Origin of the sequence: Alicycliphilus denitrificans (assembly GCF_044792555.1) — a bacterium.
In the GTDB taxonomy this organism is placed as follows: Bacteria; Pseudomonadota; Gammaproteobacteria; order Burkholderiales; family Burkholderiaceae_C; genus Alicycliphilus; species Alicycliphilus denitrificans_A.
Map to the genome: position 1 here is coordinate 15326 of NZ_CP126238.1, position 20221 is coordinate 35546.

Below are 20221 nucleotides of genomic sequence, written 5' to 3' on the forward strand. Positions count from 1 at the left end.
AGCTATGGTTTTTATGATCGATCAGGGGCGCATGCCGAAGCGCGGCGCGCCCGCCTCGCGCAGCGGCGCGGCCAGGTTGGCGAACTCGCACAGCAGTCGGCGCGTGTCACGCGGGTCGATCACCTCGTCGATGCCGAAGGCCTCGGCCGTGCGGAACGGCGAGGTGAGGCTGCGCACGCGCTGCTCGATCTCGGCACGCTTTTGCACCGGGTCGTCGGCGCCCTCGATCTCGGCCTTGTAGGCCACTTCCAGCCCGCCCTCGATGGGCAGCGAGCCCCAGTTGGCCGAGGGCCAGGCGTAGCGGAAGTTGAAACGCCCCATGTGCTGGTGGCCGGCGGCGGCCACGCCATAGGCGCGGCGCACGATGATGCTGCACCACGGCACCGTGGCCTGGTAGACGGCGGCCAGCGCGCGCGCGCCGTAGCGCATGATGCCGGCCCGCTCGGCCTCGACGCCGATCTGAAAGCCCGCGATATCCACCAGGTTCACCACCGGCAGGTGGAAGGTCTGCGCCAGGTCGACGAAGCGCGTGAACTTCTCGGCCGAGGGGCCGTCCCAGCCGCCGCCGTAGAAATACGGGTCGCTGGCCACCACGGCCACGGGCCAGCCGTCGATACGCGCCAGCCCGGTGACGATGGCGCGGCCCCACTGGCGGCCCATCTCCAGGAACGAGCCCTGGTCCACCAGGCATTCCACGATGGGACGGATTTTGTAGACCTTGCGGCCGTCGCGCGGAATGGCCGAGAGCAGCCATTCGTCGCGGCGCGCGGGGTCATCCTGCACCTCGCCGCGCGCGGGCAGCTCATGCACCGACGACGGCAGGTAGGACAGGAAGCGGCGCACGCGCTCGAAGGCTTCCTCCTCGCTGGCCACCTCGTCGTCCACCACGCCGTTGCGCGTGTGGATCTGGCTGCCGCCCAGCTCTTCCTTGGTCACGTTCTGGCCGATGCGCGCCACTACCGGCGGCCCGGCGTTGAACAGCTGGGCCGTACCCTTGACCATCACCGAATAGTGGCTGGACGCCACGCGCGCCGCGCCCATGCCGGCCACCGAGCCCAGCGCCAGCGAGACCACGGGCACAGCGGAGAGGTTCTGCACCACCTGGCTCCAGACCTTCATGGTCGGCACGCTGGTATAGCCCTTGGTCTCGATGTTGCGCACCGAACCGCCGCCGCCCGTGCCGTCCACCAGGCGCACCATGGGCAGGCGCAGGTCGTGCGCCATCTTCTCGGCAAAGATCAGCTTGTCGCCCACGGCGCCGTCGTTGGCGCCGCCACGCACGGTGAAGTCGTCGCCCACCACCACCACGGGCCGCCCGCCGATGCGCGCGCGCCCCATCACCAGGTTGGACGGGGTGAACTCCACGAGACGGCCCAGGCTGTCGTACTGGCCCGAGCCGGTGAGCGAGCCCACCTCGACGAAGGAGTCCCCATCCGTACAGGCCGCGATGCGCTCGCGCACCGTCAGCTTGCCCGCGGCCTTGTGGCGCGCCACCTTGTCGTCTCCGCCCAACTTCGCCGCCAGCGCGTGGCGGTATGCGATTTCATCCACTTCGGGTTGCCAACTCATGTCATTGCCTCCTGTGCACAAGGTAAAGCACAAGTCATGCCATATCGCAAGCCATTGATTTTCATTGAATATTCTTGGTTGATTCGATAAGTGTCCTTGTTGTGGACATAGATGGTGAACACTGAGGACAATATGTCCGCTAAAAACACACAACCGATACCGATGCAGACCGTCTTTCTTTCCGACCAGCGGCTTGGCGTCCTCGTCTGGCAGCGCGGTGAGCCCACGCCCGTAGCACGGCTTGGGCTGGCGCGCGATCCGCTGCTGTGCGCCGCCGTGGGTGAGAAGCGGGCCGCGCGCGAGCCGGGGGCGGGCACGCTGTTCCATGTGGATGTGCCCGGCGGGCGCGGCGCCAGTGCACGCTACGCGGTAGTGGTGCTGGGCGACGAGGCCGTGGAGGTCGCCCTAGTGCGCCCGGCCGACGAATCGGCCGCGCTGCTCGACTTCGTGGCATCCGTGCCGTTTGCGTTCGCCATCCTGAACATGTTCCTCACCAACCCCTACCAAGCCATCACCGTGGCCGACCAGGAGGGCTTGATGCGCTATATCAGCCCGGTGCACGAGAAGTTCCTCGGGTTGGCGCCGGGCGCAGCCGTGGGCCGCAAGGCCGAGGAGGTGATCCCCAACTCGCGCCTGCCGCAGGTGGCCCGCAGCGGCAAGGCCGAGATCGGCGAAATGCTGCAGCTCGGCCCCGGCGTGACGCGTATCGTCAACCGCATTCCGGTCTTCGAGGGCGGTGCGCTGGTGGGCGCGGTGGGCCAGGTCAGTTTCAGCGGCATGCCGGCGCTCAACCGCATGCAGCAGCGCCTGAACCAGCTGCACGACGAGGTGCAGCACTACAAGCGCGAACTGCACCAGCTCAAGCGCACGCCATCCCCTGGCGTCATGGTGGGCAGCAGCGCGCCCATGCAGCGCCTGGCGCGCGAGATCGACGCCGTGGCGCCGCTGGACGTACCCGTGCTCATCCTCGGCGAAAGCGGCAGCGGCAAGGAACTGGTGGCCCAGGCCCTGCATGCGCGCGGGCGTGATGTCCAGGCACCGCTCGTGAGCCTGAACCTGGCCGCGCTGCCCGCGACACTGATCGAGGCCGAGCTCTTCGGCTACGAGGCCGGCGCCTTCACCGGCGGCAAGAGGCAGGGCCAGCCCGGCAAGCTGGAGCAGGCCGAGGGCGGCACGCTGTTCCTCGACGAAGTGGCCGACATACCGATGGAGATCCAGGTCAAGCTGCTGCGCGTGCTGGAAGACCGGCAGGTGCAGCGCCTGGGCGCGCGCGAAGGGCGGTGCGTGAATTTCCGCATCGTGGCCGCCACGCACCGCGATTTGCGCGCACTGATCGACAGCGGACGCTTCCGGCTGGATCTGTTCTATCGCTTGAGCGGCGTCGTTCTGCAGGTGCCCGCGCTGCGCCAACGCGTGGAGGATATTCCGGCCCTGATGCAGCGCTTCGCCGAGTCGTTCTGCGAGCGCAATGGCATCGCCCTGCCGCGCATAGCGCCGGGCGTCATGAGCTACCTGGCGCAGCAGAGCTGGCCGGGCAATGTGCGCCAGTTGCGCCAGCGCGTCGAGGAGGCCCTGGTGTTCTGCGACGGCCAGTTGCTGAGCGTCGAGAACTTTGCCCGGCACCAGGATCTCCCGGCCAGGCCGGCGCAGCCGCCCATGGCGCCGCCCGCACATGCGGCGATGCCGCTGAAGAGCCTGGAGCACGCGGCCATCCTTGATGCCATTGCGCGCCATGGCGGCAACAAGAAGCGTGCGGCTCAGGAGCTGGGCATCTCGCGCTCATACCTCTACAAGGTATTGGGTGGAGGCTGAGTCCAGAAGCCGTGAGTACGTGGCGGCGGCGCTCACTGCGCCGTGATCTTGCGCTCGCGCACGATGGCGCCCCACTGCTCGTATTCCTTCTTCATGAAGGCGGTGAACTCGGCGCGCGTCGTGGGGTGGGGCGAGAGGCCGTGTTTGTTCAACGCCTCCTTCACGCCGGCGTCGTTCAGCGCCTTCACGATCTCCTTGTTCCAGCGCTCGAGCAGCGGCGCGGGTGTCTTGCCCGAGGCCACGAAGGCATACCAGTTCAGCGCCTCGAAGCCCGGGTAGCCCGACTCGGCCACCGTGGGGATGTTCGGCAGGTAGGCCGGACGTGTCAGGCCCGTGGTGGCCAGCGGGATCAGCTTGCCGGTCTCCACATGCGGCATGGCCGTGGGGGGTGCGGCGAAGTAGCTGGTCACGCGCTCGCCCAGCAGGTCCTGCAGCGCGGGCGCGCCGCCCTTGTAGGGCACGTGCACCATGTCGATGCCGGCGCGCTGGTTGAACAGCTCGCCCGCCAGGTGCGAGGCCGAGCCCGCGCCGGTGGACGCGTAGTCCACGCTGCCGGGCTTCTTCTTGGACAGTTGCACGAATTCGGCCAGCGTCTTCACGCCGGCGCCCTTGTGCACCACCAGCACGTTGGGGAAGTACACGCCGCCGGAGATCGGCGCCAGGTCCTTGAACGGGTCATAGGGCAGCTTCATCAGGTGCGGCGCGATGGTCAGCGGCCCCACGGAACCAAACAGCAGCACCGTGCCGTCCGACGCACCGGCGGCCACCTGCTGGTGGGCGATGTTGCCGCCCGCGCCGCCCTTGTTCTCCACCACCACAGCCTGGCCGATGTTCTCGGCCAGCTTCTTGGCGATCAGGCGCGCCGCCGCGTCGGCCGCGCCGCCGGGCGCGAAGCCCACGACCAGGGTCACCGGCTTGGCCGGCGGGAAGTCCTGGGCCAGCGCGGTGCCGGCGAAGGCCAGGGAGGTGGCGACCACTGCGGCGGCCTGGATCAGGGTACGTTTCTTCATGGCGGGGCTCCTGTAGTATTTTTAGGTCAAATATGGCTCTGACGCTTGTAGAGAAAGAGCAATCAGCTATGTTTTTGAAAGCAATCAATCGCTGCCCAGACCGATGGGATTGGGCTGGCGCTTCTCGGTGTTGTGGCGCAGCAGCGCCGCCGTGCGGAACACGCCGTGCGCAAACTTGCCGTAGGGCAGCGTGGCAAACAGCGCCATCACCGCGCCCAGGTGCAGGCACAGCAGCAGCGCCAGTGCCGGGGTGCTGCGGGCCAGCCACAGCGCTAGGCCGCTGGCCGCCACCAGGAACAAGAGGGCGATGAAGCCCAGGTCCATGGGCTTTTGCGCGGCGTCGCCGTGGTCGGGGTGGCGCGTGCGGTTCAGGTGCCACAGGCCGGCCGTGCCCAGCATCAGCATCACGCCGCCCACGGCACCCAGCAGCTTCGGGATGCTGGGCAGGTCGTAGGGCGCCTGCCAGCCGAAGACGTAGTGGTACACCGTGGCCAGCGAGGTGGCGGCAAAGCACAGCGCAAAGCCGTAGAAGGTGAGGTGGTGGGCGCGGCGGCGCTTCAGGGTATAGGCGTCGTCCTCGTTGTGGCAGCCGTCGCCATGGCCGCCGTCCAGGTATTTCAGGCGCAGCACGTCGTGCGTGGCTTCCGTGGCCGCGGCGCCGCTCACGCCGGCGCCGCTGGTGGCGGGCTTCACGTCGTGCCAGAAGCCGCGCACGCCCATGGCCAGGGCGAACACCACGAACAGGAACACCGGCGCGAACAGGCCCACCAGCAGGTTGTGCGGGAACAGGCGGTAGAAATTGGCGCCCAGGTCGGCCCCCCACAGCGCGCCCAGGCCGCCGCCCTGCAGCATGGCGCCCAGCAGCAGGAACAGCGTCAGCCCCGCCACCAGGGCCAGCGACAGGGTCAGGCCATTCCTCTGGTACAGCCGCCCCAGGGCCGGCGGCCAGGCGTAGTCGGCATAGGTCTGGCCACGCACCTGGGCCATGGCCTGCGGGACGTTCACCGCGAACTCGTGCGGCGGCGCGTACTGGCAGGCGTGCAGGCAGGCGCCGCAGTTGTGGCACAGGTTGGCCAGGTAGTGCACGTCGGCCTTGGTGAAGTCCAGGCGGCGCGTCATGGCCGGAAACACGGCGCAAAAGCCCTCGCAGTAGCGGCAGGCGTTGCAGATCTGCATGACGCGCGCCACCTCGGTCTCGGCGGCGCTTTGCGCTGGCACAGGCACGATGGGAATCACGCGGGCGGGGCCGCCCTGGGCCAGGCCTATCGCTTCGTCGGTCAGGGATTTCAGGGTTTGCATGGTGTTCAGCCCTCGTCTTTCACCGCGCCATGCGCGGCGGCCTGGCCCGCGGCGGCCAGTGCGGCATTGCGCCCGGCAATGCGGCCGAAGGCCGTGCCGATCGACATGCCCACGCCGGCGGTGTAGCCCTTGCCGAGCACGTTGCCGGCCATCATTTCGCCGGCCACGAACAGGTTGCGGCTGGGCAGGTTGCCAAAGCGCACGGCGGCCGTGTCGTCGGTGTGCAGGCCCAGGTAGGTGAAGGTGACGCCGGGCTTGAGCGCATAGCCGTAGAACGGCGCGGTGTCGATGGGCCGCGCCCAGTGCGTCTTGGCGGGCGCCAGGCCCTCGGTATGGCAGTCGTCCAGCGTGGTGTGGTCGAACTGGCCCACGCGGCAGGCGCCGTTGTAGGCGTTCAGCGTCTGCATGAAGGTCTCGACGGGCAGGCCGAGCTTTTCGGCCAGCGCGGGCAGGCTGTCGGCCTTGACGCCGGGGAACACCGGCGGCATGAAGCGGCCGATGGCCTTGCTGTCGATGATGGAGTAGCCGATCTGCCCCGGCTGCTGCGCCACCAGGCGGCCCCAGATGGCATAGCGCTTGGGCCAGAAGTCCTCGCCCTCGTCGTAGAAGCGCTCGCCCTCGCGGTTCACCACCACGCCCAGCGATACGCAGTCGATGCGCGTGCAGATGCCGCCGTCGTACAGCGGCGCGCGCGCGTCGATGGCCACCATGTGCGCCTGCGTGGGGTCGCCGATGCGGTCGGCGCCATGGTCGTCGAGCAGGTGCTTCAGCAGCACGCCGCGGTTGTAGGCCGTGCCGCGGATCAGGAAGTTGTCCGCCGGCCACTCGCCGCGCGCGTTCTGGCCCCAGGCCTCGCGCAGCCACTCACGGTTGGACTCGAAGCCGCCGGCGGCCAGCACGCAGCTTTTGGCGCTGATGCGCTGGCCCTTCACCCAGGCGGCCTTGAATTCGCCGCCTTCGACCTCGATGCGCTCCACCGGCGAGTCGTAGCGCACCTGCACGCCCAGCGCCTCGGCGCTGCGGTAATAGGCATTCACCAGCGCCTTGCCGCCGCCCATGAAGAAGGCGTTGGTGCGCGCCACGTGCAGCGTGCCGGCCAGCGCGGGCTGGAAGCGCACGCCGTGGCGGCGCATCCAGGGCCGGCAGGTGCTCGACGCCCGGATCACCATGCGCGCCAGATGTTCGCTGGTCAGGCCGCCGGTCACCTTCAGCAGGTCCTGCCAGTACTCCTCCTCGGGGTAGGCGTCCACCAGCACGTCCTGCGGCGCGTCGTGCATGCAGCGCAGGTTGCGGGTGTGGGCGGAGTTGCCGCCGCGCCAGGCGCGCGGGGCCGATTCCAGCAGCAGCACGCGGCTGCCGGCCTCGCGCGCCATGAGCGCGGCGCACAGGGCGGCATTGCCGCCGCCGATGACCAGGACATCGGTGTTCATGCGTGCTCCAGGCTGAGAGGGATGCGCGCGGTAGCGCGTGGGACATGACGCTTCACGGCGGTCTTTTCCATGGTTCGGTGGGGAGCGCCGACTGTAGGCTCAGCGCCACCGCTTGCGCAGGGGGCACGCGGCAAGGCCCCATCACGGATCGTGATGGGTGGTTGGAACGTGTTCTTAGACCAGACGGGCGCCGATCCACTGGCCCGAGCCGACCAGCGTGCGCACGCAGTCGGCCAGCACCACGCGCGCGGCCAGCGCGGCGGGCGAGAGCTCGTCGTCCGACAGGCTGCACAGCGAGGCGAGTCGGCACGCGGGGGCCTCGGCGATCTCGGCCATCTCGAAGCGCTGGTCGGCGTCGGGGTGGCGCCCCACGGCGGACCAGGGCTGGATGGTGCTGCCCAGGCCCATGTTCACCGCATCCATGAGCAGCTCAAGCGAGTCGATCTCCATCGCGATGCGCGGCGCCAGGCGCACATGCGCGAACGCGGCCTCCAGCGTGCTGCGCAGGCCGTGCGGGCCCGTGGGCAGGATCAGCGGCTCGTCCTGCAGCTGCGCCAGATGCAGCTTGTGCGGCAGCGGTTCGCGCGTGGCCGCTGCTGCCGGCACGCCCTGCTGGCGGCTGCGGATCAGGAAAAGCCGCTCCTCCAGCAGCGGCAGCACGCTCCAGCGCCGCGCGGGCTGGGTGTCGAACAGCACGGCCAGGTCGAGCTGGCGCGCGTTGAGCATGCCGCTCAAATGGCCCGAGAGACTGCCCACCATGTGCAGCCGCACGTCGGGGTAGCGCTCGCGCATGGCGCGCATCAGCGGCACGCCGAGCACCGAGGCCGTGGTGGGCGCCAGGCCGATGCTGACCGTTCCCGACAGCCGCGCCTCGCGCGCCGCGCGCGCAGCCTCGTCGGCATGGCGCAGGGCCAGCTGGGCCTCGCGGAAGAAGGCCAGCCCCGCTTCGGTGGGCACCACGCCCTTGTTGGTGCGCTGCAGCAGCCGCGTGCTGAGCTCGCCCTCAAGGCGGCTGATCTGCTGGCTCAGGGCCGACTGCACCATGTCGAGGTCGATGGCGGCGCGGCCCATGGATCCAAGTTCGACGATGCGGACAAAGTAGCGTAGCTGGCGCAGTTCCATGGCGGGTGGGGCAAGGGGCTGCGGCGCGCGGGAGTCCGCCGCCGTCAGCCACAATGGTCGCACAGTCCCGCGCGGTGCCGCGTGCTCAGAAGTGGTGCAGCACGCCCAGCGTGACGCCCGTGGCCCGCGCCTTGTTGCCCGTGCCCTGGTAGCCGCCGCGCCAGCGCGTGGCGTCGAACTCGGCGTACAGGCGCGTGCGGCGCGAGAGCTTGTATTCGCCGAACGCGACGAGGCGGCCGTAGCCGTCGCCGGCCTGCAGCGTGCGGGTGCGGTCCACCTTGTAGTAGGCCAGCGTCAGATCGGCCGCGGGCGTGGCCGACCAGGTGCCGCCGGCCGAGAGCACGCGCTGCTCGGTGCGCGCGGTGGCGGATGTTCGCGCCTGGCTGCGCCCGGCCGTGGCGGCCCAGCGCACGCTGCCCCACTGGTATGCGGCGCCGAGCAGGTAGGCGTCGAGGTCGCGTGCGTTGGCATCCTTGAAGGTCTGGTACGCGCCCGATAGCGTGAGTCCCTGCTTCGCGTAGGCTAAGCCCAGGCCCGAGGACGACAGGCGCGAGCCGCCACCGGCCAGTTCTCCGAAGCCGTGCATGGCGCGCACCGTCATGGCGCCGAAGCGGCCCGTGTACTTGAGCGCGTTATCGAGCCGGTAGGAGCCGCTCGTGGAGCCCGCACTGCCGTACTGGATGCCCAGGCCGTGCTGGCTCAGCGCAGCGACGTTGATATTGGGGTTGAAACTCGCGAAGCGCATGCCCAGCGGGTCCACGGGCGAGACCGCGTCGGCCAGCAGCGTGGTCTGGCGCCCCGCCGCCAGCGTGCCCCAGCCGCCCTGCAGGCCCAGCCAGCTGGCGCGGTCAAAGAATTTGCTGCTGTTGGCCGAGGCGCCGGTGTCGGCGTTGATGCCGGCCTCCAGGTGGAACAGCGCCTTCGCGCCGCCGCCCAGATCCTCGCTGCCGCGCAGGCCCCAGCGGCTGGTGTTGTCCACGCCGCTGTTGAGGCTGGCGCGCGAGTCGGCCGAAGGCGCATAGCCGGGCGTGAGGCCAGAGGCGTGGCGCACGCCCAGGTCCACGATGCCGTAGAGCGTCGCTCCGCTGGCCTGGGCGAAGGCGGGGGCGGCCGTGGCGGCCAGCAGGGCGCACAGCGCCCGGGTCGTCTGTATCAAGGTCTTCTCCTCCATGTGGTGCATGTGTTGCAGGATCAGTCGGCGCTCAGTTGGGCCTTGGTGACCACGCCGCGCCACTTGGCGAGCTCCTGGCGCACGGTCTGGCCCAGGGCATCGGGCGAGCTCGGGTCGACGACGGCTCCCTGGTCCTCGATGCGGCGCACCACGTCCTTGTCGGCCAGCGCCGCGAGCAGGGCCTGGTTCAGCCGGTCTACCACGGTGCGCGGTGTCTTGGCGGGCGCGAACAGCGCATACCACTGCGTGACATCGACGCCGCGGATGCCCAGCTCCTCCAGCGTGGGAACCTGCGGAAGCAGTTTGGAGCGCTTGCCGCCGGCGATGGCCACAGCGTTGAGCTTGCCGCTCTTGACGTAGGGGTAGCCAGCAAACAGGCTCGGGAACATCAGCTGCGTCTGTCCGGCGATGGTGTCGGTCATCGCGGGTGCCGACCCTTTGTAAGGCACATGCGCCAGGTGCGCACCGGTTTCGATCTTGAACATCTCGGCCGCGAAGTGCGGCGCCGTGCCATTGCCGGCGGAAGCGTAGTTGTACTTGTCGGGCGCTGTCTTCGTCAGCTGCACGAACTCCGCGACGGTTCTGGCCGGCACCTGGGGGTTCAGCACCATGAGCGTGGGCGAATAGCAGACCATGCCTATGGGCTCGAAGCTGGCAACCGGGTCGTAGCGCAGCTTCTGCAGTGCGGGGTTCATGCCATGCGTGGCGATGTAGCCGAACAAAATGGTGTGCCCATCAGGCGCGGCCCGGGCCACGAATTCGGACGCGATCGCGCCATTGGCGCCGGCCTTGTTGTCCACCACGACCGACTGGCCGAGCAGCTGCGACAGCTTCTGCGCGAGCACGCGCGCCATGGCGTCGTTGCCGCCACCGGGTGCCGTGGGTACGACGAGCGTGATGGGCTTGGCGTGAAAGGACGCGATGGCCGGGCCCGCCGTAAGCAGGCCCGCGAGCGCGAGGGCACTGCCCAGGGTCAGCATGCGGCGGCGTGGGGAAGTGGGTCGGGGCATGGCTGAGGTCTCCTTGTCGTTGAGGTAAAGCGAGAAAAAGATGTGTGTGGCCGGTTCAGGCCAACGCGCAGTCGGGCACGTACAAGGTGCCTTCGAGGATCTTTCGGGCCGTGCGCACGAGGGATGCCTGGCGCAGCTGCGGGTCCGCGTCCGTTCCGCCGAGCTCGACATCGACCTCGATGCGGCCCGCGGGGTGCTGCACGGCCACGCGATGGGTGCCGGCGCCCGGCCGCCACTGCGCGCCGTAGGCCACCGTGCCCGGCAGGGCGAGCGCCGCGGCCACGCCGATGGCGCCCGTGGCCGCATGCGAGCGGTGGCAGCGCCGGGGCGTGAAGTAGCGCGAGACGATCTGGCCGGGCCGGATGCCGGGCGCGACGACAACGGGCTTGGGCAGCACGCTGTCCGATACGTCGCCCAGGCCCATGCGCAGGCCGGCCGCGCGGCGCAGGGCTTCCAGGCGCGCGAGGAGCGCGCCATCGGCATCGAGCGCCGCGGGTGTCTCGTCGCCGCGCAGGCCCAGGTCCCGGGCGCGTACGAGCACCATCACCTGGGCCGCGTCGATGCAGCTGAGTTCGACGCCGTCTATGGTGTCGGTGCGCCGGCCCGTGGGAAACAGGCTGCCGGTGACCGAGCCCCAGGCATCCAGAAAGCTCAACAGCACCGGCGCCGCCGTGCCCTGCACGCCATCGATGTGCGCGTCGCCTTCGTAGCGCACGCGGCCGTTGCGCGTGCAGACACGCACGTCGATGCGCGAGCGGGTATTGACGTTGAAGACCCGCACCAGCGTGGTGTCCGCGCCGGGTGCCGCAGGCACCAGGCCCTGCTCGATGGCAAAGGGGCCCACGCCCGCCAGCATGTTGCCGCAGTTGGGACGCGTGTCCACGCGCGCCTCCTCCACGCTGACCTGGGCGAAGAGATAGTCCACGTCGCAGTCGGCGCGCCGGGAGCGCGAGACGATGGCCACCTTGCTCGTGAGCGAGTTGCCGCCGCCCAGGCCGTCGATCTGCAGCTCGTGCGGCGAGCCCAGGGCCGCGAGCAGCATGCGGTCGCGCGCTGCAGGGTCTTGCGGCAGCCAGTCGGCCAGGAAGAACGGCCCCCGGGAGGTGCCGCCGCGCATCAGGATGCAGGGAAGGTCGTAGCTCATGGGTCGGCATGGTGCGCGGCCCCGGCTCTTCTGTGAATTGCATTGTTGACAACGATTGATGCGCATGGCGCAATAACCGTTCAATCACCCCGCCCCCACGCCATGAACATCAAGTTCGACCTCGCCGATCTCCAGGCCTTCGCCGCCGTGGCCGAGCTGCAGAGCTTTCGCGCAGCAGCCGAGGCCATCCACCTCTCGCAGCCGGCCTTCAGCCGCCGCATCGACAAGCTTGAAGAGGCGCTGGGCGTGCGCCTGCTCGACCGCACCACGCGGCGCGTCACGCTCACGACCGTGGGCCGCGACTTCGCGCGCAAGACACAGCAGTGGCTCGACGACCTGGACGGCATGCTCATGGGCCTGGGCGACGTGGCCGCGCGCCGCATGGGCGAGGTGACGATCGCCTGCGTGCCTTCGGCCGTGTATTACTTCCTGCCGCAGGTGGTCAAGCGCTACCACGAGCGCTTTCCGGGCATCCGCGTGAAGATCCACGACGCCAGCGCCAACGAGGTGCTGCTGGCCGTGGCCCAGGGCGATGCCGACTTCGGCCTGAACTTCATCGGCAGCCAGGAGGCCGAGATCGAGTTCAAGCCCGTGCTGGCCGAGCGCTTCGTGGCCGCCTGCCGCCGCGACCACGTGCTCGCGCGCCGCAAGAAGGTGAGCTGGGCGGAACTCGGGCAGCACGACTTCATGTCGGTGGGCAAGACCTCGGGCAACCGCCTGCTCATGGACCTGGCCCTGGCCAACGTGCCCGACCGTCCCCAGTGCCGGTACGAGGCCAAGCACGTGACCACGCTGCTCGGCCTCGTGGAGGCGGGCCTGGGCGTGGCCGCCGTGCCCAGCCTGGCCATGCCGGGCAAGGACCATCCCACGCTGGTCTCGATTCCACTCGTGGAGCCCGTGGTCACGCGGCAGATGGGCCTCATCAAACGTCGGGGACGCTCCCTCTCTCCTGCCGCGCAGCAGCTGTATGACCTGCTGCTGACTACGCGCTCTTTGCGGCCGCGAAGTGCTCTGGCGCCACAAAAAATACAATCGGGGCGATGACAGCATCCACCAAGCAGCGCGTCGTCGTCGGCCTCTCGGGCGGTGTCGACTCGGCCGTGACCGCCCACCTTCTCAAGCAACAGGGCCACGAGGTGGTCGGCATCTTCATGAAGAACTGGGAAGATGACGACGACAGCGAATACTGTTCGTCCAACGTCGACTTCGTGGACGCCGCCGCCGTGGCCGACGTGATCGGCATCGAGATCGAGCACGTGAACTTCGCCGCCGAGTACAAGGACCGCGTGTTCGCCGAGTTCCTGCGCGAATACCAGGCCGGGCGCACGCCCAACCCCGATGTGCTCTGCAATGCCGAGATCAAGTTCAAGGCCTTCCTGGACCATGCCATGCGCCTGGGCGCCGAGAAAATCGCCACTGGCCACTACGCACGCGTGCGCCAGAACCCGCAGACGCAGCTGTTCGAGCTGCTCAAGGGCCTGGACCCATCCAAGGACCAGAGCTACTTCCTGCACCGCCTGAACCAGGCGCAGCTGTCCAGGACGCTATTCCCCGTGGGCGAGCTGCACAAGACCGAGGTGCGCCGCATCGCCGCCGAGATCGGCCTGCCCAATGCCAAAAAGAAGGACTCCACCGGCATCTGCTTCATCGGCGAGCGGCCGTTCCGCGAGTTCCTGAACCGCTACATCAGCCACGCCCCCGGCCCCATCTTGGACGACCGGGGACGCAGGCTGGGGCGCCATGTGGGCCTGTCGTTCTACACACTGGGCCAGCGCCAGGGGCTAGGCATTGGCGGCGTGAAGGAAAAAGGCGCGCAGCGTGGGGGCGGCGAGCATGCGCCCTGGTTCGTGGCGCGCAAGGAGCTCGCCACCAACACCCTGCGCGTGGTGCAGGGCCATGACCATCCCTGGCTGCTGTCGCACCGCCTCACCGCGCAGGACGCGAGCTGGATCGCCGGCCACCCGCCCGCACCGGGCGCCTGCGCCGCCAAGACGCGCTACCGCCAGCAGGATGCGGCCTGCACCGTGCTGGCCGCGCAGCAAGACACTTTCAGCCTGCAGTTCCCCGAGGCCCAGTGGGCCGTGACGCCGGGCCAGTCCGCCGTGCTGTACGACGGCGAGGTCTGCCTGGGCGGTGGCGTGATTGCGACGGTGGACGGCTGAGAGGGCATTCGGCATCAGCGTGCCGGCTTGCGCTACTGATTCTGGCGCTGCAGGCTGGCCTTGAGCTTTTGCTTCTCGTGAATCTCTTCGTCCAGGCGCTTTTCGGCTTCAAAGCGGATGCGCTGCATCATGGCGGCATCCGGATCCTGCCAATCGCCGCCTGCGCTGCGCGCCATCCACGCCACGGCGCGCGAGAACTCCTCCAGTGACAGCGCGCTGTCCCCGCCCCGTGCCGGCATGGCGCGCACGCCAATAAAGGCGTGTGCGCTGAGAACATGCTGCCCCTCCGCAATGAGCGGCTTCCATGCCTGCGCGTCACCGCGCTTGGGCGCCTGGGCTACGCCTGTTTCGTGGCATGCCATGCAGAGCGACTGATAGACCGACTCGCCGGTTCGGAGTTGGGCCAACGCAACCGTGCTGCCGAAGGCGATCAGCAGGCCGATCAGAGCATGACGGGTGGAAGCAGTTGGGTGGTATTTCATGGTCATCAGAGAATGGACTGGTACGCCACATGCTGGCAGAGCGCCGAATGAAACCGCCCCATGCTACAGCGCGCACCGGTGCGCGTCAGCATGCCGCGCTTGAGGCAAGTCTAAAGTTTCCTGGATAGACCACAAAAACCTGGCATTTTTAGCTCAAACCCTTATTCATCAAACGCCGATAGCTATCACCGCAATAGCAAACGGGCGCCCTGGGCGCCCGTGGTCGATGCGGGGTGACGGGGCTCTAGAACGGAATGTCGTCGTCCATGTCGTCAAAGCCCGAGGCGGCGCGCGGTGCCGGCGCCACGGGAGCCGGGGCGGGGCGGGCTGCAGGGGGGGCAGCGGGGCGCTGCGGCGGCGCGGCGCGGCGCGGGGCCTCGTAGCCGCCGCCACCGCCGTCACCGTAGCCGCCGTCGTCATAGCCGCCAGCGCCCTGGCCGCCGCCGGCCCCGGAGCGGCTGCCCAGCATCTGCATGGTGTCGGCGCGGATCTCGGTGGTGTAGCGCTCCTGGCCGCTCTGGTCGGTCCACTTGCGCGTGCGCAAACTGCCTTCCACATACACCTGCGAGCCCTTGCGCAGATACTGGCCCACGATCTCGGCCAGGCGGCCGTTGAAGACCACGCTGTGCCACTCGGTGGCCTCCTTGTTCTCGCCGGTGTTCTTGTCGCGCCAGCGGTCGGTGGTGGCGATGCGCACGTTGGCGACCTGGTCCCCGCTGGGGAAGGTGCGCATTTCGGGGTCGCGGCCGAGGTTGCCGACGATGATGACTTTGTTCACGGATGCCATAAAAAATCCTTTGTGCGTCAGCCCGGACGGCAGGGGAGGGTTTCCGGGCCAGATAAGCGAATCGCGCGGCCCCTGCGAGGCCGCAGGTGCGCAGCATAGCGATCTTGCGCGCCGCCGATGCGGCGGGGATGAAAAAAACCAGCCTGTATCAGTGGCCGCCGCCGCGCCCCACGGGCTTGAGCGGCCAGGTCAGCACCAGCCACAGCAAGGCCAGCAGGGCAGTGGCGGCAAACAGACCGCCCGCCCCCGCCCATTTGGCCAATGCGCCGCCCAGGGCGCCCCCGGCAAACAGGCCCAGGGACTGCAGCGTGTTGTATGCGCCCAGGGCCGCGCCGCGCAGATTCGCCGGCGCCATGCGCGAGACCAGGCTGGGCTGCGTGGCCTCCAGCATGTTGAAGCCGCAGAAGAACACGAACAGCAGGCCACCCAGCAGCCAGACCGTGGGCTGCACTCCGTCGGCCACCAGCAGTCCCAGTGCGGCCTGTACCAGCGCGATCAGGGCGATCGAAAGCAGCAACGCCGCGCGCAGCCTGCCGCGCCGCTCCATGGCAAACAGCCCCCCCATGGCGATGACCGAGAGCACCAGCGCCGGCAGATAGGCGTGCCAGTGCGCCTCCTTGGGCAGTCCCGCCCGCACCAGCAGGGCGGGCACGGCCACCCACATGGCCATCTGTATGGTGTGCAGCGCAAACACGCCCAGGTTCAGGCGCAGCAGGTCGGCATGGCGCCAAACGTCGGCCAGGCGGCCCTGCGGGGCGTTGCCGTGGCTCCGGGGCTCGGGCGGCACCACCCAAAGGATGAGCGCCACGCCGGCCAGCGCCAGCGCAAACGTGAGCATGAACAGGCCCGACAACCCGACATGGGCGGTGAGAAAGGGCGCCAGCACGAGGGCGACGGCAAACATCAGGCCGATGCTGATGCCCACCAGGGCCATGGCCTTGGTGCGCACGGCGTCGCGCGTCTGGTCGGCCAGCAGCGCGGTGACGGCGGCCGACACCGCGCCCGCACCCTGCAGCGCCCGCCCCAGCAGCAGACCCATGACCGAGTCCGCCAGCGCCGCCACCAGACTGCCCAGGGCAAACACCAGCAGGCCGAGGGCGATGATGCGCTTTCTGCCAAAGCGATCGGACGCCATGCCCAGCGGCAGCTGAAAAAACGCCTGCGTGAGCCCGTACATGCCCATGGCCAGCCCCACCAGCGCCGGGTCATCGCCACCGGTGTATTTGCGCGCCTCCAGCATGAACACGGGCAGCACCAGGAACAACCCCAGCATGCGCATGGCAAAAATGGCCGCCAGGCCAAGGCTGGAGCGCCGCTCCAGGGCCGTCATGCGCGAGGCGGGGGCCGCAGCTGCGGGGGAAGAGGTGGGGGTGGTGGTGTCCGACACGGGCGCAATCGGTGCTCAGGCAAAACCTGCATTGTCACCCAGCGCGGGTTTCCCTGGCCGCGCCAGGCCCTCCTGTCTTGGCTCCGGGGGGTATCCCTGCGCGGCGAGTGCGGGCCTGCGGGCGCAATCCTTGGTCTGGATAGTCTTTGCCATGGATCGGCAAACTGTGGTCAAATGGCGCCCCTCAAAGGGGAGTAGTTCCCCGTTTTGCACAAGGCCTTGCGTCAGGGCCGCCTGCAAACGGATGTCAGGTCGTCAATACGAAGCCATGTGCTTCCGGCCTGCCAGGCTAGGGCCAGCGCCATCGCCGAGCAAGACCTTTGAGCCACAGGCACCCCATGGTCGGCTCAAAGCGCATCCGTTTCTCCGCACGCAAGCAAGGCTTGTGTGCGGGCGATTGCTCCACGCGCTCCATGCTGCCCGGTATTTGAACGCAGCCGGATTCACCCGAACCGGCATTCGACATCGAGGTAATCACATATGGATTTGGACTTTCTCACCCACACGCCGTTCTGGATCGCGCTGGGGCAGATCATCATCATCGACATCCTGCTGGGCGGCGACAACGCGGTGGTGATCGCCCTGGCCTGCCGCAAGCTGCCGGCGGCCCAGCGCACCAAGGGCATCATCTGGGGCACGGCCGGCGCCATCATCCTACGTGTGGTTCTCATCATCTTTGCGATGACGCTGCTGAACCTGCCCTTCCTGAAGGTGGTAGGGGCGCTGTTGCTGGTGTGGATTGGCGTGAAACTGATCGCCCCGGATGAGGACGGCCATGACAACGTGGAGGGCAGTGACAAGCTGCTGGCGGCCATCAAGACCATCATCGTCGCCGATCTGGTGATGTCGGTGGACAACGTGATCGCCATCGCCGGCGCGGCGCAAAGCTCAGGTGAGCATTCGACCCTGCTGGTGGTGCTGGGTCTCTTGATCTCCATCCCCATCATCGTCTGGGGCAGCCAGTTGGTCATCAAGCTCATGGAGCGCTTCCCGTTCATCATCGTGGCGGGCGGCATGCTGCTGGGCTGGATCGCGGGCGGCATGCTGGTGACCGATCCTGCATTTGTGAACCCCGACAAGTGGCAATGGATGCCCAAGCTGGGCACCGTGGACGCAAACGGCATGGCCGATATCTCGCGCACCCTGTATTGGTCCGCGCACATCGGCGGCGCCCTGCTGGTGCTGGCCATCGGCAAGGCCATCGCGTCGCGCCGCGTCGAGGCCAATTCCGCAGTCCAGGGCTGATGGCCGCCACCGCCCACACGCTGGGCGGTGGTGCTATGCTGGCCCGCTATGCGACTGCTATTGAAATGGCTGCTCAGTGCCGCCGCCCTGCTGTGCGTGGCCTATGTCTACAGCGGCGTGGAGGTGAGGAGCTTTGGCGCCGCCCTCGGGGCGGCCTTCGTCATCGGCCTGTTCAACGTGGTGCTGCGGCCGATCCTGGTGCTGCTGACGCTGCCGGTGACCATCGTCACCATCGGGCTGTTTCTGTTCGTCATCAACGCCCTGATGTTCTGGGCCGCCGCCTCGGTGCTGGGCGAGGGCTTTCAGGTGCATGGCTTCACGGCGGCGCTGATAGGCTCGCTGATCTATTCGCTGCTGGGCCTGGTGATCGAATCAGCGCTCGGCGGCCTGCTCCCTCAGAAGTAACTCCACGGCACGCAGCCGCGTGTCGATGATCGAGGCCTCGATATGGTCACTGGCCGCGCCGCCGCGCTGCGCCAGGTCCTGCCCGGCCTTGAAACGGTCCACGGCGGCAGCGTAGTCATAGCGCGCCACCTGGGCCTCGGCCTCGGCCCGCACGGCGCGCAGCAGCTGGTTTTGCTGCTGCCACGCTTGCGCCAGCAGCTGCCAGCTCAGCGCATCGCCCGGGTGCGCGGCCAGCCAGGTCTGCAGCGGGGCCGTCATCTCGCCCCCGGCGCCCGTGCGCAGCAGGGCCTGGGTGCGCAGCAGCAGCTCGGGGCGGTGCCTGGTCGCATCCGCCGCATTGCCGTCCTGCAGATGGCCCAGGGCTGCCGGCGCATCACCCGCAGCCAGTTCCAGCTCGGCCCCCAGCAGGCGCGCCTGGCGCGCGGCCGCTGGGTCCGCGCGTACATCGGCCTGCAGGGCGCGCAGGGACTTGCGCGCGGCGGCAAAGTCCGCCAGCTGCACGGCACTGAGCGTGGCCGCATACCAGGCCGGCACGCGCTGCGCCTGGGGACGGGCGGCAAAACCGGCGTCCTGCGGCTCGGCCACCCATTGGCGCCAGGTGTCCACGCCGGGGCGCATCAGCACGCGCGCGCGCGCGCCCATCATCAGGTGCTCCAGCGTCGCGGGCGCGGGCGGCGCCGCATCCGGCGGGATGCGGCTGTGCATGTCGGCGATGCGCTGGGTGGTCAGCGGGTGGCTGCGCAGATAGGGCCAGCTGCCGTTGTCGTTGATGCGGTTGGCCTGCTGCAGCTTGTCGAACATGGCCACGAAGCCCTGGGGCGCATACCCCGCGGGCTGCATCAGGCCAAAGCCCACGCGGTCGGCCTCGCGCTCCATGTCGCGCGAGAAATTGAGCTGGTTCTGCACCGCCAGCGCCTGGCCGCCCACCATCAACGCCTGGGCCGCGCCCGGGCTCTTGGCGGCCGCCAGCGCACCCAGGACCAGCGCACCCAGCATCAGCGGCGTCTGCCGCCCCTGCTGCGCCATCAGGCGCGCGATATGGCGCTGCGTCACATGGCTGAGCTCGTGCGCCAGCACCGAGGCCAGCTCGTCACGCGTGCTCACCACGCCGATCAGCCCCAGATGCACGCCAAAGTAGCCGCCGGGCAGCGCGAACGCGTTCACCGAGCGGTCGCGCCCCAGCAGGATCTGCCAGGCAAAGCGCTCCTGCAGCTCGGGCGCGAGCTCGCCGCGCGCCTGGGCGGCTCGTACCAGCGCCTGGAACAGGTCCTGCACATATTCCTGCAGCGGCGCATCGTCGATGTAGTCCGGGTCGCGGTACAGCTCGCGGATGATGCGGTCGCCCAGCCTGCGCTCGGCACTGCTGGTCATCTCCGCCCCGTCGCCCATCATGGGCAGGGCGGACTGCGCCTGGGCCAATGGCCCGTGGACCGCACCAGCAACTATCAAAAGAGAAGCTGCTAACGCCCTGCCTATAAGCGCTGGATGAAAATTTGGCTTCAAACTATGCACTCCACTCCCCCATCTGATAAGGCCAGCGGCAGCGATTGGCCCATGGCCGTATGATGCGACGGCCGATCGAATGTTTCGCGTTCACCTGTAACTCCAGCCATCATGACCGCCCCCTCCTCCCCTCTGACCCATTTCGACGCCCAAGGCCAGGCCCACATGGTGGACGTGGGCGCCAAGAGCGCCACGCGGCGCAGCGCGATTGCCACCGGCCGCATCGAAATGCAGAGCGCCACCCTGGCGCTGATCGCGTCGGGCACGGCCAAGAAGGGCGACGTGCTGGGCGTGGCGCGCATCGCCGCGATCATGGCCGCGAAGAAAACCAGCGAGTTGATCCCCCTGTGCCACCCCCTGGCCCTGACGCGCGTAGCCGTGGAATTCGAGCTGCTGCAGGCAGACAACGCCGTGCAGTGCACCGCCAGCGTGGACACCGTGGGCCAGACCGGCGTGGAAATGGAGGCCCTCACGGCGGTGCAAGTGGGGCTGCTCACCATCTACGACATGTGCAAGGCCGCGGACAAGCGCATGGTGATGACGGGCGTGCGCGTGCTGGAAAAACATGGGGGCAAGTCCGGCAGCTTTGTGGCGTGACACCCTGCAATGTGCCATAGGGGCCGGATTCCATTGTGCTCCCGCCCGCCCAGATCAGGCGGCCGTCCTGTTCCTGGCACTCGCCA

18 protein-coding genes are annotated in these 20221 nt (G+C 68.6%); 6 read left to right on the forward strand and 12 right to left on the reverse strand.

The features are described 5' to 3' along the window. Positions 1 to 21 precede the first annotated feature (21 nt). Positions 22 to 1569 (reverse strand): acyl-CoA carboxylase subunit beta, encoded by a 1548-nt coding sequence (locus tag P7644_RS00075; protein WP_404300972.1) that lies wholly within the window; start codon positions 1567 to 1569, stop codon positions 22 to 24. Between the two features lie 132 nt (positions 1570 to 1701). Here P7644_RS00075 and P7644_RS00080 point away from each other — a divergent pair, with 132 nt between their 5' ends. Continuing rightward, positions 1702 to 3381 carry a sigma-54 interaction domain-containing protein gene (locus P7644_RS00080; protein ID WP_404300973.1) on the forward strand — a complete coding sequence of 560 codons (1680 nt, stop codon included), beginning with the start codon at positions 1702 to 1704 and terminating at the stop codon, positions 3379 to 3381. A gap of 32 nt (positions 3382 to 3413) precedes the next feature. On the opposite strand, the gene P7644_RS00085 is transcribed toward P7644_RS00080, so the two are convergent. The 7 genes from P7644_RS00085 to P7644_RS00115 all read right to left on the reverse strand — a co-directional run bounded on the left by P7644_RS00085 (position 3414) and on the right by P7644_RS00115 (position 11567). After that, positions 3414 to 4391: a Bug family tripartite tricarboxylate transporter substrate binding protein gene (locus tag P7644_RS00085; RefSeq protein WP_404300974.1), complete on the reverse strand. Its 978-nt coding sequence runs from the start codon at positions 4389 to 4391 to the stop codon at positions 3414 to 3416. An 84-nt stretch (positions 4392 to 4475) separates the two neighbouring features. Continuing rightward, the gene (tcuB, locus tag P7644_RS00090; RefSeq protein WP_404300975.1) at positions 4476 to 5690 is read right to left on the reverse strand and encodes a tricarballylate utilization 4Fe-4S protein TcuB; all 1215 of its coding nucleotides are present in this window, start codon (positions 5688 to 5690) and stop codon (positions 4476 to 4478) included. A gap of 5 nt (positions 5691 to 5695) precedes the next feature. Continuing rightward, positions 5696 to 7120 (reverse strand): FAD-dependent tricarballylate dehydrogenase TcuA, encoded by a 1425-nt coding sequence (tcuA, locus tag P7644_RS00095; RefSeq protein ID WP_404300976.1) that lies wholly within the window; start codon positions 7118 to 7120, stop codon positions 5696 to 5698. Positions 7121 to 7294: 174 nt separating this feature from the next. After that, positions 7295 to 8242: a LysR substrate-binding domain-containing protein gene (locus tag P7644_RS00100; protein WP_404300977.1), complete on the reverse strand. Its 948-nt coding sequence runs from the start codon at positions 8240 to 8242 to the stop codon at positions 7295 to 7297. A gap of 85 nt (positions 8243 to 8327) precedes the next feature. Then, positions 8328 to 9413: a porin gene (locus P7644_RS00105; protein WP_404303258.1), complete on the reverse strand. Its 1086-nt coding sequence runs from the start codon at positions 9411 to 9413 to the stop codon at positions 8328 to 8330. Between the two features lie 20 nt (positions 9414 to 9433). Then, positions 9434 to 10423, reverse strand: coding sequence for a tripartite tricarboxylate transporter substrate binding protein (locus P7644_RS00110; protein WP_404300978.1), 990 nt, complete (start codon positions 10421 to 10423; stop codon positions 9434 to 9436). 55 nt (positions 10424 to 10478) lie between these two features. Next, positions 10479 to 11567, reverse strand: a complete 1089-nt coding sequence (locus tag P7644_RS00115; protein ID WP_404300979.1) for a 4-oxalomesaconate tautomerase — start codon at positions 11565 to 11567, stop codon at positions 10479 to 10481. Between the two features lie 102 nt (positions 11568 to 11669). Here P7644_RS00115 and P7644_RS00120 point away from each other — a divergent pair, with 102 nt between their 5' ends. Together P7644_RS00120 and mnmA are read left to right on the forward strand one after the other, a co-directional pair. Further along, a complete protein-coding gene (locus P7644_RS00120; protein WP_404300980.1) occupies positions 11670 to 12611 on the forward strand; it encodes a LysR family transcriptional regulator in 942 nt (313 codons plus the stop codon). Next, a complete protein-coding gene (gene mnmA, locus P7644_RS00125) occupies positions 12608 to 13729 on the forward strand; it encodes a tRNA 2-thiouridine(34) synthase MnmA (RefSeq protein WP_404300981.1) in 1122 nt (373 codons plus the stop codon). Before P7644_RS00120 ends, mnmA begins: the two co-directional genes overlap by 4 nt. 32 nt (positions 13730 to 13761) lie before the next feature. On the opposite strand, the gene P7644_RS00130 is transcribed toward mnmA, so the two are convergent. From P7644_RS00130 to P7644_RS00140, 3 genes are all read right to left on the reverse strand, one after another. Further along, positions 13762 to 14217, reverse strand: a complete 456-nt coding sequence (locus tag P7644_RS00130) for a c-type cytochrome (protein ID WP_404300982.1) — start codon at positions 14215 to 14217, stop codon at positions 13762 to 13764. 238 nt (positions 14218 to 14455) lie between these two features. Further along, the gene (gene ssb / locus P7644_RS00135) at positions 14456 to 14998 is read right to left on the reverse strand and encodes a single-stranded DNA-binding protein (RefSeq protein ID WP_404300983.1); all 543 of its coding nucleotides are present in this window, start codon (positions 14996 to 14998) and stop codon (positions 14456 to 14458) included. A gap of 148 nt (positions 14999 to 15146) precedes the next feature. Then, positions 15147 to 16328 (reverse strand): MFS transporter, encoded by a 1182-nt coding sequence (locus tag P7644_RS00140; protein ID WP_404303260.1) that lies wholly within the window; start codon positions 16326 to 16328, stop codon positions 15147 to 15149. Between the two features lie 537 nt (positions 16329 to 16865). On the opposite strand from P7644_RS00140, the gene P7644_RS00145 reads away from it, so the two are divergent. Next, a complete protein-coding gene (locus P7644_RS00145) occupies positions 16866 to 17630 on the forward strand; it encodes a TerC family protein (protein ID WP_404300984.1) in 765 nt (254 codons plus the stop codon). 48 nt (positions 17631 to 17678) lie between these two features. Beyond that, the gene (locus P7644_RS00150; protein WP_404300985.1) at positions 17679 to 18035 is read left to right on the forward strand and encodes a phage holin family protein; all 357 of its coding nucleotides are present in this window, start codon (positions 17679 to 17681) and stop codon (positions 18033 to 18035) included. Here the strand turns inward: P7644_RS00150 and P7644_RS00155 are convergent. Beyond that, positions 18003 to 19511, reverse strand: a complete 1509-nt coding sequence (locus P7644_RS00155; protein ID WP_404303261.1) for a M48 family metalloprotease — start codon at positions 19509 to 19511, stop codon at positions 18003 to 18005. The two genes, P7644_RS00150 and P7644_RS00155, sit on opposite strands and share 33 nt — an antisense overlap. A 138-nt stretch (positions 19512 to 19649) precedes the next feature. Here P7644_RS00155 and moaC point away from each other — a divergent pair, with 138 nt between their 5' ends. Next, positions 19650 to 20135 carry a cyclic pyranopterin monophosphate synthase MoaC gene (gene moaC, locus P7644_RS00160; protein ID WP_404300986.1) on the forward strand — a complete coding sequence of 162 codons (486 nt, stop codon included), beginning with the start codon at positions 19650 to 19652 and terminating at the stop codon, positions 20133 to 20135. Positions 20136 to 20221: the final 86 nt, after the last annotated feature.

What these genes read in the sequence shown, in the direction of transcription:
- P7644_RS00075 (WP_404300972.1), bottom strand. Translation starts at nt 1,569, where the DNA reads ATGAGTTGGCAACCCGAAGTGGATGAAATCGCATACCGCCACGCGCTG.
- P7644_RS00080 (WP_404300973.1), top strand. Translation starts at nt 1,702, where the DNA reads ATGTCCGCTAAAAACACACAACCGATACCGATGCAGACCGTCTTTCTT.
- P7644_RS00085 (WP_404300974.1), bottom strand. Translation starts at nt 4,391, where the DNA reads ATGAAGAAACGTACCCTGATCCAGGCCGCCGCAGTGGTCGCCACCTCC.
- tcuB (WP_404300975.1), bottom strand. Translation starts at nt 5,690, where the DNA reads ATGCAAACCCTGAAATCCCTGACCGACGAAGCGATAGGCCTGGCCCAG.
- tcuA (WP_404300976.1), bottom strand. Translation starts at nt 7,120, where the DNA reads ATGAACACCGATGTCCTGGTCATCGGCGGCGGCAATGCCGCCCTGTGC.
- P7644_RS00100 (WP_404300977.1), bottom strand. Translation starts at nt 8,242, where the DNA reads ATGGAACTGCGCCAGCTACGCTACTTTGTCCGCATCGTCGAACTTGGA.
- P7644_RS00105 (WP_404303258.1), bottom strand. Translation starts at nt 9,413, where the DNA reads ATGGAGGAGAAGACCTTGATACAGACGACCCGGGCGCTGTGCGCCCTG.
- P7644_RS00110 (WP_404300978.1), bottom strand. Translation starts at nt 10,423, where the DNA reads ATGCCCCGACCCACTTCCCCACGCCGCCGCATGCTGACCCTGGGCAGT.
- P7644_RS00115 (WP_404300979.1), bottom strand. Translation starts at nt 11,567, where the DNA reads ATGAGCTACGACCTTCCCTGCATCCTGATGCGCGGCGGCACCTCCCGG.
- P7644_RS00120 (WP_404300980.1), top strand. Translation starts at nt 11,670, where the DNA reads ATGAACATCAAGTTCGACCTCGCCGATCTCCAGGCCTTCGCCGCCGTG.
- mnmA (WP_404300981.1), top strand. Translation starts at nt 12,608, where the DNA reads ATGACAGCATCCACCAAGCAGCGCGTCGTCGTCGGCCTCTCGGGCGGT.
- P7644_RS00130 (WP_404300982.1), bottom strand. Translation starts at nt 14,217, where the DNA reads ATGACCATGAAATACCACCCAACTGCTTCCACCCGTCATGCTCTGATC.
- ssb (WP_404300983.1), bottom strand. Translation starts at nt 14,998, where the DNA reads ATGGCATCCGTGAACAAAGTCATCATCGTCGGCAACCTCGGCCGCGAC.
- P7644_RS00140 (WP_404303260.1), bottom strand. Translation starts at nt 16,328, where the DNA reads ATGACGGCCCTGGAGCGGCGCTCCAGCCTTGGCCTGGCGGCCATTTTT.
- P7644_RS00145 (WP_404300984.1), top strand. Translation starts at nt 16,866, where the DNA reads ATGGATTTGGACTTTCTCACCCACACGCCGTTCTGGATCGCGCTGGGG.
- P7644_RS00150 (WP_404300985.1), top strand. Translation starts at nt 17,679, where the DNA reads ATGCGACTGCTATTGAAATGGCTGCTCAGTGCCGCCGCCCTGCTGTGC.
- moaC (WP_404300986.1), top strand. Translation starts at nt 19,650, where the DNA reads ATGACCGCCCCCTCCTCCCCTCTGACCCATTTCGACGCCCAAGGCCAG.